Origin of the sequence: Aestuariivirga sp. (genome assembly GCF_020252395.1) — a bacterium.
GTDB lineage: Bacteria > Pseudomonadota > Alphaproteobacteria > Rhizobiales > Aestuariivirgaceae > Aestuariivirga.
On the sequence record NZ_JADCDB010000005.1, the window covers coordinates 1 to 12,727 of the forward strand.

Below are 12,727 nucleotides of genomic sequence, written 5' to 3' on the forward strand. Positions count from 1 at the left end.
CACCTCAGAGCCAAAGCAGCACGCACCATCGATGATCTCCGGAAGGCCATCGGAAACATCTGCTCGCTCTTCACTCCAAACGAATGCGCCAACTACTTCGCCGCCGCAGGATATGGATTCAATTGACCGCCCGATGCTCTAAAGGATGAACTAGCGTTAGGCACCCGACTCACGGCAAGGCTAGGGTCCCCCAAGAATCAACCCGTTCTTCATGATTCACCCGCATGCTGCATTTGATCTGATAGTTAACGGGTGCTCTCCAAATCCTGGGCTTGCCCCGGATCTTCTTTAGGGGTTCAATGGGCGCGAAAGGCAGACAACCAGCATTTATTGATGCCTTCGCTGGCTGCGGAGGACTTTCGCTCGGTTTGATGCAAGCCGGCTTGAAAGGCCTATTCGCCGTTGAGAAGGACAATTTTGCGTTCGCCACGCTGCGTCATAACTTGATCGATGGTGACGGGACCAACAAGTTCGACTGGCCCAAATGGCTTGAGCAGCAGCCGAAGGCAATCGAAGACCTGTTGGTTGAACACCAAGACGCCCTTGTTGCCCTCCGGGGGGAAGTTGACGTGCTCGCTGGTGGGCCGCCCTGCCAAGGCTTTTCCTCTGCTGGTCGCCGGCGCTCGGACGACCCCCGCAACCGGCTTTTCAAATCCTACGTCGAACTCGTGCGGCTCGTAGAGCCGCGCATCGTGCTCATGGAGAATGTAAAGGGCTTCACCCTAAGCTTCGGCGGGCAGGAAGGCGTCGACAACTACGCGAGCAGCCTGCGGAACCTCTTATCCGATCGCTATCGCGTTCACGAGCGCCTTTTGGATCTCTCAAGGTTTGGCGTGCCGCAACAACGGATCCGATACATCCTGATCGCTCTGCACCCGTCTTGCGGTGACGTCGACCCCTTCAAGATTATTGAAGAAAGGATGGCGAGCTTTTTGCGATCGCAGCGTCTGCAGGCGCCGGTTAGCTCCTGGTCAGCGATCTCTGACCTTGAGACCGGGAAGGTCGGCGTCCAGCCCAGCACTGACACACCTGGCTTCAAAGAGACGCTTCCGGCCATGCGCATCACCTCCTACCAGAAGCTGATGGGTGAGGGTGCGGAAGGCGTCACTGATCTGCGCCTGGCGCGCCACGCCAGCGAGATTGCAAGGCGCTTCGCTGAGATCATTGAAAGCTGTCATGCTGAAGGGCGGCTAAACACCTCGATCGGCGCGGAGACCCGGCAGCGGTACGGACTGAAGAAGTTGGCGCTGCGTGTGCTTGATCCCGATCGTCCTTCACCTACGATCACCAGCATGCCGGATGACCTCCTACATTACAGCGAACCTCGAACGCTAACGGTGCGCGAGAATGCTCGCCTACAGTCATTCCCCGACTGGTTCGCCTTCAAAGGCAAATACACCACAGGCGGACACCGCCGACGTCTTGAGGTTCCCAGATTTACCCAAGTCGCTAACGCAGTGCCGCCGCTTGCGGCCTGCGCGATCGGCGAAGCCCTTCTTGCGATAATGAAAATGCCCGTAGCAAAGAATAAGCCGCTAGCGAGCAGAAAGGCCCGCGTGGAGCAACCGGAACTCATTACGCAGTTCTAGCAAAGCGCGGCGCAGCGCGCGCATTTCGTCCAGCGCGACGACTTGCCCGTTAGCGCCTGCGATTCCGAATGGCTTCCCGTCGGGTGTCAGAACCTTGTGACCCAAAACGTTTCGCTTAGGCACGATGTCCGCCATGTACCGTTTCACGCTGGCCTGATGTCCTTGATGAATCGCGAATGCTGGTAGGTCGAGCAAGCGTGAAAGGATGCGCAGGCCGTCGTTAGCCGTGAAAGTTGCGTGGGCCTTCAGGATGTCCACTACCGCTGGGCTGCCCTTAAGCTTCGCAATGGCCCGCTCAACGTTGGGAACCTTCTCATCAAGCAGGTCGATCATTTCTCTGAGGACGCCCGCCTTGCCAGCATTGTCGAGCATGTCGTGAGCAAGTTGCAAGCATTCGCGAGCCATCTGGTCGACGTCACTGGTCGCACCCATCACAATCCCCCTCGTGTGGTCCAGATCCAGCACCTTCTTGATCATCACATGAAAGAGCTGGTTAACCTCTTCGGGCAGCTCGTTTCTAGAGACAAAATAAACGCCTTCGTGGCCTTCAGCGAAGGAAGCACGCCGCAATTCGAGAATGTCAATGTTGGCTGAGTAGAAGACAACATCTTTATAGGCGATGTGACATCGTATCTCAGAGATTACAGTCTCGCCACGTAGCCCTGCACCGAGGTCCCAATCAACCAAGATTAGGTCAACCTCATCGCGGAAAAGGTCATCGCCCAAATAGCGAGTCACATCGTTCATTGTGGCGCAGAACGTAGGCTTCAGTTCGAAGCCTTCGTCGGCCATGATCCGCGTCAAGTTAGTAACGGCACCAGCCACCATACGCTGTTGGTCTTCCACCCACAGGACATTAAAATCTAGCCTCATGTTCGTTTCCGAGCTGGTGCGATGACGACCTGAAAGGCGATACCACGACCCTCGTAATCACGGTTAAGCTCAATGCTACCGTTCATTTCACCAAGCACTTGGCGTACGTGATACAGGCCTAGTCCCGAGCCCGTGTTCGTGGCAGTGTAGCCCATGTCAAAGATGCGGTTGGGGTCAACTCCTCTGGCGAGGCCTTGGCCATCATCCACCACGTCAATAACAAGTGCGTTGTCTTCATCGCGGCCATGGATGTCGAAATTGATTCGAGGAGCCCTCGCCTTTTTCGCATTGCTGACGAGGTTCTCGACCACGATTGAGATATCCATGGGGTTGAAGCGCAAGGTCAGGCCAGAGTGACTGTTGGTCACGGAAATTCTAGTGCCTTTGCCTAACGATAGGCGCTCGAGCTTCGATACGTAGTCCTCGATGAAAGCGGCTAGGTCTGTCTCGATCATGCCCGAGTCCAATTCAAAATTCGCCATCGTAGCGAACTTTGATGCGGCCTGGATGCGGCGGTTCAAGATTGAAATTTGTTCCAGTGCAGCGACGACTACATCGCGCGAAATAACAGCTTGCTCCGTTGTACCACGCAGAAGGTTCTCGATCTGCTGGTTCAACTCAAACGCGTATATTCCAACTTGATGCTGAAGGTTGATCGTGCGAGCGACGTCCAAGCTAACGATGCTGTCAAGAAAATGCGCCCGTCGTCGCTCAATCTCCACCTCGGCTTCGGCCCGAAGTGCGCGTTCATTTGCTCGCAGCGCAGCAGTCCGCTCTTTGTCGGCCGCCTTGCGTGCTTCGACCTCGGCTCGTTTCAGTTCGTCGTAGCGCTTCTCGGCCGTTTCCAGTCTACGAAGGAAGTCCTTATCACCTGTCTTTTCAGCAATAGCACGAAGGCTGCCTAGCGACGCCTCGAAGCCGGCGGAGCGTTCATTCAGGAGGCCGACTAGACGGCGGCTGTAGTCCAATAGCTCGACCTCATCGTTGTCGACTAGCTTTGCAACAGCGGTGGAGACTCGCGCTCGTCCGGCATCCGTCAGCAAGCGCGAAACATCCTCGGCGCTAGCGTCGGCGCTGTCTGCCCACGACACGGGCACAACGTACTTTTCGAGCCGCTTCAGGCAATGTTCTGTGAAGCAATTTTGCAACTCGCGCACAGCCGGTGTCTCAATCAGGCCTTGGTTGCGGCTTGAAGCTTCTTGGAAGTCTTCGTCAGTACCAAAAACATCGACCCGCCCAATGATCTCGCGGCTGCCGAGAAACCGCGAATAGCCTTGCTGCTTGCGGCGGTCATAGCCGAACCAGTCGTTGGCCTCCTCCCCAATGGGGAAAACCCGGAAGCCATTGCGGAAAAGGAAGACCGAGCCGAAACGAACTGAGGGCAAGCCGACCCGGCGCGCAAAGGTCTGCTTGGCAGACTGGTTCAGGTAATAGAGCTCGCAGCGGAAGCCAGCGTCGCTGAGTAGGCCGTAGGGATTGGGCTCTCGTATCTTGTAAACGACTTCGCCACGATCGGTCAGCGTCGAACTGATCCAATCACCGCTAATCTCAACCTCGATGAACGTCGTCTTCCCGCGCAAATCCGAGAAAATGAAGTTGCCAACGCGGCCGTTGACGATATCTCGCGAGGAAAGCTCCTTCCCTTTGGCTTTCGACTGTGCCTCTAGAGCCTTGTCCTTCTCCAACTCGTCCGGAGCGGTGATGTGGATCACAAAAGAGTCCGTCGCGCTACCGAACGGGTTAATGAGCTTGGCGAGCGCGGCTTTCAGGGATTTCAGGTCTTCTCGCGTCCAGATGTGACGAAGTCTTTGGATCTCAATGATCGTGCCGTGTAAGAGTTTTGCGCCAAAATCCTGAAGTTCCGGCGGGACTTCGAACCGTTCGATGTCGCTATAGTTGAGTGGTATCGTCTCAAACCGTTGGGTATCATCCTTTTCAAAATCATCCCAGTTGATATCCAGGCGGTGAATTTCTGAGCCGCCCTTCTCTGGACGACTTTGCAAGATGATCGTTTGGCCAAGTCGGTCCGAGGAAAATCGACCAATACCCTTGCTGCCAGCGAAATGGCCGCGGCTCGATGCCTTATCACGATAATCGCGATTTGCGTCCCGCTTCGAGGAATAGGCGACGAACAGCCACTTCTTTTCGAGGTCGTCTCGGTCCATCCCCGAGCCATCATCTGCGACGATGATTTTCTCGGAATCGAAGAAGAGGTGGACGTTCGATGCTCCGGCATCGAACGAATTCTTGACCATCTCAAAAATCGCAACTTCGTCATCGGTGATCAGTTCGCGGCCAAGGACGCGCTTGAGCCCGACGCTGACGTCGAAATGAAGCTTACTCTTGGCCAATAGATCCGCCCGCTCCCAGTTCCCTAGATGTAGTCAGCGACTCAGCAAACGACAGTTTGATAACATGCCTGCCTTGTACTCGTCTGGACAGACAAATAGGAGCATCCGCTCTTGGACAAGCTTAATCGCAGATGATCGCCATTCCGGATCGTTGCATTGCTCGAAAGCCCTCGGAGCAGGCGAATCAAGTGTCACAGAAAGCTCGATGGGGAACGACCAAAAATCCACTGTCTGCCCCTCGCGGACCGAACGACGTCCGGATATCGCGCAACTCAGTTTTTTAGTCATGAAGTACTGTCTGGGCCATATCCTTTTCTCCACCTTCTGAGCAGCACGTCCTCTCCACGCCTCCGCATTTGACTGGAATACCGCCTGAAGGACTCCTCGCTCGCGGCTAAATACTTGATATGACCGTTGACCTCCTCAGCAAGGCACCGGTAGGTCCAGTCGGGGCGCTCGACGATCAGGTACTCGGAGCCCGCCTACCTGAGTCCAGCAATATGGCCAACTGCAGCAGCCGGATCAAATCCGAGAATGCTGCCGAGCTCTATCAGTTCAACCACGTCCACGCGCCGCTGGCCGCTCTCCAGCCGCGCAACGTAGCAAGTTGATTGGCTGCGTTGGGTTTCTTGTAGAGGCCGGCTGGCCGGAAGCCCGCCAACTGTTCCAGAGTTTGCCAGAGCTTCTTCAGTAGTGGTGTAAGCCCCTTCCACGATCCACCCATACGTGACGTACCGGCCGCGTGACCGCCCTGTTGGGCGGTTGATGCAATGGCCATGGGCGCGGGGTCCTCAGGCTGGGCGGCGCCCGATGGCCATTGTTTGTTCAGGCGGCAGCGATCGGCGAACCCTGGCTGCCTCAGGTGGCGGGTGCTTGCTTCACATGCTCGTCGAGCGCGTCGCGCAGGGCTTTTTCTTTGGTTTCGTCGAGCGAGGTGCGCAGCACGGTGCCGCCATGGGGGGCGAGGTCGGCCAGCACCTTGTCGGCGGTCATGTTCTTGACGAGCAGGAACAGCGCGGCATTGCCCGGCTTGATCGCTTCGGCCACGCCCTTCATGAAATCGTCCCTGATGCCGTAATCGCTGAGCTTGCCGCCCAGCGCACCCGCCGCCGCGCCCAGCAGCACGCCGGCCAGCGGCATCATGAACAGCAGGCCGACGAGGAAGCCCCAGAAACTGCCCGAAGCCGCGCCGGCGGCAGTGGTGTTCAACAGCTGATTGAGCTTGATCTTGCCGTCGGCGTCCTTGACGACCACCACGGCATCCTCCAGCGAGATCAGATACTCGTTCTGGAGCTCCAGCACGCGCTTGCGGACAGTTTCCGCCTTTTCCTCGTTCTCATAAGTAATCGCAATAAGATCGGCCATCCGCAACCTCCTGTCAGCGCATATCCCGGGTGGCGTTCAACCGTCCCGCCGGGCCCATGGGACATCATTACCGGCCAAACCAGGCGTTCACAAGCGGCAGAGCGCGGTGTTCATCCGTGCCGGGTGGATGAGAGCGTGTTTGGCGAGGGGGTCCGGATCGTGCCTGGCCTTGCCGGCGACGGCTCCCCGTCATGGGCCGGGCGGCGCGTGTCCGGCTGGCGCCCCGCCCCGGGCGATGTGGCCCGCAATATATTCGGCATCGGCCCACACGCCCCAGATGAAGGCGGAGGCGCGGCGCGACAGCCAGGGGAGGCCAAGGAAATAAAGCCCAGGCGCTTTGCTGGAGACGCCACGCTCATGCGCGGGCCTGCCCTTGCCGTCGAAGGCGTCGAACTTGATCCAGCCGAAGTCCAGCGCATAGCCGGTGGCCCAGACGATGGAGCTGACGCCGGCCTGCGCGAGGCCGTACCGAAGGGCGGCATGGGAGACACCGTCCGGAGACATGCATAACGCATTTGCCTGATCCGGAGGGAGGCGGGCGATGCCATGGGGAACCGCATCCGGGATTGAATTGAAGAAGGAGTTCTGCGATTTGGCCTGCGTCGAAGGAGCCAACCTCCGGCTGATGCTCTAAATTCTTGCCCCGCCCGCCGCATCGAACAGATAGCAGCGCGCCACGTCGAAGCTGAGGCCGATCGGCGTTTCGAGCTCCTGGCGGAAGTTGCGCGCGCCCTTGGCGACGACCATCTGCTCGCCGGCGAGTGCCGAGACCAGTGTCTGGTCGCCTGTCGGTTCCAGCGAATAGAGGCTGGAATTGAGATGGCCCTGGCCGGGGGCGGCCACCGAAATATCCTCCGGGCGGATGCCGAGGATGACGCCCTGGCGGCTTCCCTTGCCCACACCCTCGACGCGCGTCGAAGGGCCGATGAAGGCGCCGTTCTCGATGTCGCCCTTCAGCAGGTTCATCGGCGGCGAGCCGATGAAACCGGCGACGAAGACATTGGCGGGGTTGTTGTAGACCTCGTCGGGCGTTCCCAGCTGCTGGATCTTGCCCCTGTTCATGATGGCGATGCGGTCGGCCAGCGTCATGGCCTCGATCTGGTCATGGGTCACATAGACCGTCGTCGTCTCCAGCCGGCGCTGGATGTGCTTCAATTGCGCGCGCATGGTGAGGCGCAGCTTGGCGTCGAGGTTGGACAAGGGCTCGTCCATCAGGAAGACGCGCGGATGGCGCACCACGGCGCGCGCGAGCGCTGCGCGCTGGCGCTGGCCGCCGGACAGGGCGCGCGGCTTGCGGTCAAGCAGATCGCCCAGCTCCACGATGGCGGCGGCCTCGCGCACCATCCGGTCGTGCTTTTCCTTCGGCACGCCGCGCATGCGCAAGGGAAAGCGGATGTTCTCGTAGATCGTCATATTGGGGTAGAGCGCGTAGGACTGGAACACCATGGCCACGTCCCGGTCGCGCGCGTCCACGTCGTTCACCGTCTCGCCGTCAATCAGGATCTCGCCGCCCGTCGGGTCTTCGAGGCCCGCAATCATCCGCATGGTCGTCGTCTTGCCGCAGCCCGAGGGGCCGAGGAAAACCATGAACTCCTTGTCGCGGATGTCGAGGTCGATCGCATCCACGCCGACCACCGGGCCCCAGGCCTTGCTGATCTTGTTGAGGCTGATCGATGCCATGCGCGACTCCCCTTTTCACAGAAGTGTTGCACATCCGACACTAAATGCAAGATCACGGCGCGATTGTTTCGTAATTCCATGTCCTGCAGCGAATCGGAAGCACCCGCTGCCGGCCGGGGCGGCCCACTCCACAGGCGGGTCACGCCTTCGCACTTGCGAAATCACACGCAACTCTGATTAACAATACTTATTGACAGGCAAAGGCCCAAAAGTATCTTATTCTCCGCATCCAGCAATCAGGAGACCGGTATGCCGGCAGACGATATCCCGCGCGGTCCACGCCGCATCGGCGCGACAACCGGCCTTGCAGCTGATCTCGCCCGCCGCCTCGAGAAAGAGGGCCGGCCGATCCGCGTCGGCCTCATCGGCTCGGGCGAGATGGGCACCGACATCGTCACCCAATGCCAGCAGATGACAGGCATCACGGTGGCCGCCATCGCCGAGATCAATCTCGCCTCGGCGCGCAAGGCCCTCGGCATTGCGGGCCGCGCCGATGACCAGGTTGCCGAAGCCGCAACCGCATCGGCCCTCGCATCGGCGCTTGAGGGCGGCAGGACCGCCATCACGCAGGATGCACAGCTTGTCTGCACCTCGCCCCACATTGATGTGGTGATCGACGCCACCGGCAAGCCCGCCGTGGGCGCCGAAATCGGCCTCGCCGCCATGGAACATGGCAAGCACCTTGTCATGATGAATGTCGAGGCCGACGTTACCATCGGCGCCTATCTGGCGCGCGAGGCGAAACGGCTGGGCGTCGTCTATACGCTGGGCGCGGGCGACGAGCCCTCCTCCGCCATGGAGCTCGTCAATTTCGTCACCGGCCTCGGCTACCCCATCGTCGCTGCCGGCAAGGGCAAGAACAACCCGCTCAACATCGATGCCACCCCGGCCCAGTACATGGACGAGGCCAAGCGGCGGAACATGAACCCGCGCATGCTGGTGGAGTTCGTCGACGGCTCCAAGACCATGGTGGAAATGGCCGCCATCGCCAATGCCACCGGCCTCGTGCCTGACTGCCCCGGCATGCACGGCCCCGCGGCAACACTCGACCAGCTGGAGAAGGTGCTGTGCCCGAAAGCCGATGGCGGCGTTCTGTCTAAGAAGGGCGTTGTCGACTATTCGATCGGCAAGGGTGTTGCCCCCGGCGTCTTCGTCATCGCCGAAATGGCGCACCCGCGCGTGCGCGAGCGCATGCATGACCTGAAGCTCGGCCCTGGCCCCTACTACACCTTCTACCGGCCCTACCACCTCACCAGCCTCGAGGTGCCGCTCTCCTGTGCCCGCGCCGTGCTCTACCACGCGGCCGACATGGCGCCGCTTGATGTGCCCTCGGCCGAGGTCTGCGCCGTGGCCAAGAAGGCTCTCGTTCCGGGCGAGCGTCTCGACGCCATCGGCGAGTACACCTACCGCGCCTGGATCATGACGGTGGCCGATGCCCTGCGCGACCGCGCCATCCCCTGCGGCCTGCTGGAAAACGGCAAGGCCACGAAGCCCATCGGGAAGGGCGAACTCCTCACCTACGACAATTGCGCGGTGGATGATTCCGCCCGCATCGTGGCGCTGCGCCAGCGCCAGGACGACATGCTGAAAGGGTCGCTGACATGAACGCCGTGGGCAAGATCAAGCCGAACGCCCGGCCTTTCTACCAGAAGTATTCAGCCGGCCAGCTGAAGGAAGCCTTGCGCAAGATGTATTTGATCCGCCGCTTCGAGGAAGGTGCTGAAGAGGCCTATATGCGCGGGCTGATCCACGGCACCATGCATCTCTCCATTGGCCAGGAGGGCTCCGCCGTTGGCGCCACCATGGCGCTGCGCAACTCCGACTACATCACATCGACGCATCGCGGCCATGGCCACTGCATCGGCAAGGGGGCGGACCCCAAGCTGATGTTCGCCGAGTTCTTCGGCAAGGAAGAGGGCTATTGCCGGGGCCGCGGCGGCTCCATGCACATCGCCGATGTGGCGACGGGCAACCTTGGCGCCAATGGCATCGTGGGCGGCGGGCTTCCCATTGCGGTGGGGGCGGCACTCGCCATCAAGAAGCAGAAGCGAGACGACGTGGCCATGTGCTTCTTCGGCGATGGCGCCTCCAATGAAGGCGCCTTCCACGAGGCGCTCAACATGGCGGCGGTCTGGAAGCTGCCCGTGGTCTTCGTCTGCGAGAACAATAAATACGGCATGTCGGTGCCGACCGAGCGGTCCATGGCGGTGGCGAATGTGGCGGACCGTGCATCCGCCTATGGCATGCCCGGCGTCATCGCCGACGGCAATTCCATTGCCGACGTGGAAGAGGCGATTGACGAGGCCATCGCACGGGCGCGCCGCGGCGATGGTCCGACGCTCGTCGAATGCAAGACCTACCGCACCCGCGGCCACTCCCGCTCCGACCGCAACCGCTATCGGACCAGGGAAGAGATCGAGGAATGGAAGGCGCGTGACCCCATTCCGCATTTCGAGGCCGAACTGATGGCGCACGGCCTCGCCACCGAGGCGGAGGTGAACGCCATCCGCAACTCCGCCGAGGCCGAGATCGCCGCTGGCATCGAATTCGCGCGGCTGGGCACCGATCCCAACCCCGCCGAAGTGACGCGCGACGTCTATTCCAACGAGGCCGCTTGATGCGTGAACTGACTTACGCTCAGGCCATCCAGGAGGCGCTTGCGCAGGCGATGGATGCCGATCCCGCGGTGTTCCTCATGGGCGAGGATATCGGCGTCTATGGCGGCGCCTTCCAGGTGACGGGCGACCTCGTGCATCGTTACGGCGAGGAGCGGGTGATGGATGCCCCGATTTCCGAGCTTGGCCAGGCCGGTGTCGCGGTGGGAGCCGCGCTTGCGGGCTGCAAGCCGGTGCTGGAATTCCAGTTCTCGGATTTCGCGACACTCGCCATGGAGCAGATCGTCAACCAGGCGGCCAAGCTCCGCTACATGCTCGGCGGCAAGGTGAACGTACCGCTGGTCATGCGCTTTCCCGCCGGTTCCGGCACGGGTGCGGCAGCACAGCATTCGCAGTCGCTCGATGCCTGGCTCGCCCATGTGCCGGGCCTCAAGGTGGTGCAACCGTCCACTCCGGCGGACGTGAAGGGCATGCTGCTCGCCGCCATCGACGACCCCGACCCCGTCATGGTCTTCGAGCACAAGCTTCTCTACAAGATGAAGGGCGAGGTGCCGGAGGAGCCCTATCGCATTCCCATCGGCAAGGCGCATGTGGCGCGCAAGGGGCGTGACGTCACCGTGGTCGCCACCTCCATCATGGTTCACAAGTCGCTGGAAGCGGCGGAGACGCTTGCGGCGGAAGGAATCGACGTCGAGGTGATCGACCTGCGCACGCTGCGGCCCATCGACACCGCCACCATCATCGGCAGCGTGAAGAAGACCTCGCGCATGGCCTGCGTCTATGAGGGCGTGAAGACGCTCGGCATCGGCGCGGAGATCAGCGCGCGCATCGCCGAGAGCGAGGCGTTCGACTATCTCGACGCGCCGATCCTGCGGCTGGGCGGGGCCGAGTCCCCCATTCCCTACAACCCGGAACTCGAGAAGGCGGCCGTGCCGCAGGCGCCGGGCATTGTCGAGGGACTTCGCAACCTCGTCCGCGGGCGCCTGTAGCATGGCCGTCGAAGTGATTCTTCCGCGCGTCGACATGGACATGGCGACGGGCAAGATTTCCAAGTGGCACCACAAGGATGGCGACAAGGTCGCCAAGGGCGCCGCCCTGTTCGAGATCGAGACCGACAAGGCCGCGATGGAGATCGACGCGCCCGCCGATGGCATTCTGCGCAACATCGTGGTGAGCGAGGGGTGCACGGCCCCCGTCGGCTCCGCCGTGGCGTGGATCTATGCCGAAGGCGAGGCGGTCAGTGCTCCTGCCCCTGCGAAGGTGGCCGCAGCGCCTGTAGCGCCCGCCGCTACACCGGCAGCTGCTGCGCCCGTCGCTTCAGCCCCAGCCGCCAACGGCGAAGCCCCGCGCGCCACACCACTCGCCCGCCGTATGGCGCGGCAGGCCGGTCTGACACTTAGCGCCATCGCAGGCAGCGGCCCACGCGGCCGTATCGTCGCGGCGGATGTGCGCGGTGCGGGCGAGGCAAAGCCAGCACCCGTCGCAGCCCCTGCCCCCTCCACCGGCAGCGTGCAGAATCTCCACGTCCCCGGCAGCTTCGAGGTGATCCCGGTCGACGGCATGCGCCGCACCATCGCGGCGCGGCTGACGGAGTCGAAGCAGACCGTCCCGCATTTCTACCTCTCCGTCACCTGCACGCTCGACACCCTGCTGGCCACGCGCGAGCGGCTGAACGCCTCAGCCCCCAAGGGCGCCGGCGGCAAGCCGCTGTGGAAGCTGTCGATCAACGACTTCATCATCAAGGCCATGGGCGCCGCACTCCAGAAGGTGCCTGCCGCGAATGTCACATGGGCCGGGGACTCGATCCTGCGGCACAAATCGAGCGATGTGGGTGTTGCGGTGGCTGTCGAGGGCGGGCTCTTCACCCCCGTCCTGCGCGCCGTCGAGACGAAGACGCTCGCCGCCATTTCCGCCGAAATGAAGGAACTCGCCGCCAAGTCCCGCGCCCGCAAGCTTCAGCCATCCGAATACCAGGGCGGAACCACGGCCATCTCCAATCTCGGCATGTATGGGATCGAGCAGTTCACTGCCATCATCAACCCGCCGCAGGCCACGATCCTGGCGGTCGGCACCGCAGTGGAGCGCTTCGTGCCGGTCAACGGCCAGCCGGTTCTGGCCACCCAGATGACCGCCACCCTCTCCTGCGATCACCGGGCGGTGGACGGCGCGGTGGGTGCCGAGTTGCTGCAGGCCTTCCGGAGCCTTATTGAAGAACCGTTGCTGATGCTGGCCTGAGACAGGCACGGCCGATCAA

At 61.4% G+C, this 12,727-nt stretch carries 11 protein-coding genes and 2 pseudogenes; 6 read left to right on the forward strand and 7 right to left on the reverse strand.

What is annotated here, in order from left to right; translation table 11 throughout:
* Positions 1-126 (forward strand): annotated as a pseudogene (locus IOC82_RS04290) (IS630 family transposase); the annotation flags it as partial.
* A 173-nt stretch (positions 127-299) separates the two neighbouring features.
* The gene (locus IOC82_RS04295) at positions 300-1,589 is read left to right on the forward strand and encodes a DNA cytosine methyltransferase (protein WP_290544945.1); all 1,290 of its coding nucleotides are present in this window, start codon (positions 300-302) and stop codon (positions 1,587-1,589) included.
* On the opposite strand, the gene IOC82_RS04300 is transcribed toward IOC82_RS04295, so the two are convergent.
* The 7 genes and pseudogenes from IOC82_RS04300 to IOC82_RS04330 all read right to left on the reverse strand — a co-directional run bounded on the left by IOC82_RS04300 (position 1,536) and on the right by IOC82_RS04330 (position 7,858).
* A complete protein-coding gene (locus IOC82_RS04300) occupies positions 1,536-2,381 on the reverse strand; it encodes a hypothetical protein (protein ID WP_290544946.1) in 846 nt (281 codons plus the stop codon). The genes IOC82_RS04295 and IOC82_RS04300 overlap by 54 nt on opposite strands.
* 77 nt (positions 2,382-2,458) lie before the next feature.
* Positions 2,459-4,813 (reverse strand): ATP-binding protein, encoded by a 2,355-nt coding sequence (locus IOC82_RS04305; RefSeq protein ID WP_290544947.1) that lies wholly within the window; start codon positions 4,811-4,813, stop codon positions 2,459-2,461.
* A 482-nt stretch (positions 4,814-5,295) separates the two neighbouring features.
* Positions 5,296-5,427 (reverse strand): annotated as a pseudogene (locus IOC82_RS04310) (transcriptional regulator); the annotation flags it as partial.
* Positions 5,364-5,591: a hypothetical protein gene (locus IOC82_RS04315; RefSeq protein WP_290545006.1), complete on the reverse strand. Its 228-nt coding sequence runs from the start codon at positions 5,589-5,591 to the stop codon at positions 5,364-5,366. The pseudogene IOC82_RS04310 and the gene IOC82_RS04315, both read right to left, overlap by 64 nt.
* A gap of 80 nt (positions 5,592-5,671) precedes the next feature.
* Positions 5,672-6,178 (reverse strand): DUF1269 domain-containing protein, encoded by a 507-nt coding sequence (locus IOC82_RS04320; RefSeq protein ID WP_290544948.1) that lies wholly within the window; start codon positions 6,176-6,178, stop codon positions 5,672-5,674.
* 189 nt (positions 6,179-6,367) lie between these two features.
* On the reverse strand, positions 6,368-6,682 hold the full coding sequence (locus tag IOC82_RS04325) for a hypothetical protein (protein WP_366935643.1): 315 nt from the start codon (positions 6,680-6,682) through the stop codon (positions 6,368-6,370).
* A 126-nt stretch (positions 6,683-6,808) separates the two neighbouring features.
* Entirely contained in the window at positions 6,809-7,858 is a 1,050-nt protein-coding gene (locus tag IOC82_RS04330) for an ABC transporter ATP-binding protein (RefSeq protein WP_290544949.1), read from the reverse strand.
* A 249-nt stretch (positions 7,859-8,107) separates the two neighbouring features.
* Here IOC82_RS04330 and IOC82_RS04335 point away from each other — a divergent pair, with 249 nt between their 5' ends.
* The 4 genes from IOC82_RS04335 to IOC82_RS04350 are packed head-to-tail and all read left to right on the forward strand — an operon-like array spanning position 8,108 to position 12,708.
* Positions 8,108-9,463 carry a homoserine dehydrogenase gene (locus IOC82_RS04335; protein WP_290544950.1) on the forward strand — a complete coding sequence of 452 codons (1,356 nt, stop codon included), beginning with the start codon at positions 8,108-8,110 and terminating at the stop codon, positions 9,461-9,463.
* Positions 9,460-10,476 (forward strand): thiamine pyrophosphate-dependent dehydrogenase E1 component subunit alpha, encoded by a 1,017-nt coding sequence (locus IOC82_RS04340; RefSeq protein ID WP_290544951.1) that lies wholly within the window; start codon positions 9,460-9,462, stop codon positions 10,474-10,476. The genes IOC82_RS04335 and IOC82_RS04340 overlap by 4 nt, the downstream gene beginning before the upstream one ends.
* Positions 10,476-11,462, forward strand: coding sequence for an alpha-ketoacid dehydrogenase subunit beta (locus IOC82_RS04345; protein ID WP_290544952.1), 987 nt, complete (start codon positions 10,476-10,478; stop codon positions 11,460-11,462). Before IOC82_RS04340 ends, IOC82_RS04345 begins: the two co-directional genes overlap by 1 nt.
* Before the next feature lies 1 nt (position 11,463).
* A complete protein-coding gene (locus IOC82_RS04350) occupies positions 11,464-12,708 on the forward strand; it encodes a dihydrolipoamide acetyltransferase family protein (protein WP_290544953.1) in 1,245 nt (414 codons plus the stop codon).
* Positions 12,709-12,727 lie beyond the last annotated feature (19 nt).

Coding starts and splice junctions, on each gene's coding strand:
- IOC82_RS04295 (WP_290544945.1), top strand. CDS start 300: ATGGGCGCGAAAGGCAGACAACCAGCATTTATTGATGCCTTCGCTGGC.
- IOC82_RS04300 (WP_290544946.1), bottom strand. CDS start 2,381: ATGGCCGACGAAGGCTTCGAACTGAAGCCTACGTTCTGCGCCACAATG.
- IOC82_RS04315 (WP_290545006.1), bottom strand. CDS start 5,591: ATGGCCATTGCATCAACCGCCCAACAGGGCGGTCACGCGGCCGGTACG.
- IOC82_RS04320 (WP_290544948.1), bottom strand. CDS start 6,178: ATGGCCGATCTTATTGCGATTACTTATGAGAACGAGGAAAAGGCGGAA.
- IOC82_RS04325 (WP_366935643.1), bottom strand. CDS start 6,682: ATGTCTCCGGACGGTGTCTCCCATGCCGCCCTTCGGTACGGCCTCGCG.
- IOC82_RS04330 (WP_290544949.1), bottom strand. CDS start 7,858: ATGGCATCGATCAGCCTCAACAAGATCAGCAAGGCCTGGGGCCCGGTG.
- IOC82_RS04335 (WP_290544950.1), top strand. CDS start 8,108: ATGCCGGCAGACGATATCCCGCGCGGTCCACGCCGCATCGGCGCGACA.
- IOC82_RS04340 (WP_290544951.1), top strand. CDS start 9,460: ATGAACGCCGTGGGCAAGATCAAGCCGAACGCCCGGCCTTTCTACCAG.
- IOC82_RS04345 (WP_290544952.1), top strand. CDS start 10,476: ATGCGTGAACTGACTTACGCTCAGGCCATCCAGGAGGCGCTTGCGCAG.
- IOC82_RS04350 (WP_290544953.1), top strand. CDS start 11,464: ATGGCCGTCGAAGTGATTCTTCCGCGCGTCGACATGGACATGGCGACG.